1 rRNA gene is annotated in these 728 nt (G+C 47.9%); it reads right to left on the bottom strand.

Annotation, left to right across the window (positions count from 1 at the left end):
- Window positions 1-728: ribosomal RNA gene (locus WS34_RS14945) — 23S ribosomal RNA — on the bottom strand; the annotation flags it as partial.

The following is a 728-nucleotide window of genomic DNA, read 5'->3' as shown; positions in this document are numbered from 1 at the left end:
ATGCCCGATTATTATCCACGCCAAACTCCTCGACTAGTGAGCTGTTACGCACTCTTTAAATGAATGGCTGCTTCCAAGCCAACATCCTAGCTGTCTTAGCAATCTGACTTCGTTAGTTCAACTTAGTGTTTATTTGGGGACCTTAGCTGATGGTCTGGATTCTTCTCCTTTAGGACATGGACCTTAGCACCCATGCCCTCACTCCTGAGATAGAACTAATGCGCATTCGGAGTTTATCAAGACTTGATAGGCGGTGAAGCCCTCGCATCTTATCAGTCGCTCTACCTCACATTAGTAACTCTCAAGGCTGCACCTAAATGCATTTCGGGGAGTACGAGCTATCTCCAAGTTTGATTAGCCTTTCACCCCCACCCTCAGGTCATCCGGAAGCTTTTCAACGCTTATCGGTTCGGTCCTCCAGTTAGTGTTACCTAACCTTCAACCTGCCCAAGGGTAGATCACTTGGTTTCGCGTCTACTCCTTCCGACTATCCGCCCTATTCAGACTCGCTTTCGCTTCGGATCCACATCTCAAGATGCTTAACCTTGCCGGAAAAAGTAACTCGTAGGTTCATTATGCAAAAGGCACGCCGTCACAGCATAAGCTGCTCCGACCGCTTGTAGGCGCATGGTTTCAGGGACTATTTCACTCTTCTATTCGAAGTGCTTTTCACCTTTCCTTCACAGTACTGGTTCGCTATCGGTCTCTCGGGAGTATTTAGCCTTACC

The sequence above is a fragment of the Odoribacter sp. N15.MGS-14 genome (assembly GCF_000980245.1).
GTDB lineage: Bacteria > Bacteroidota > Bacteroidia > Bacteroidales > Marinifilaceae > Odoribacter > Odoribacter splanchnicus.
Note: the sequence above shows the minus strand (reverse complement) of the source record. Positions and strands in the feature narration are given on the sequence as shown.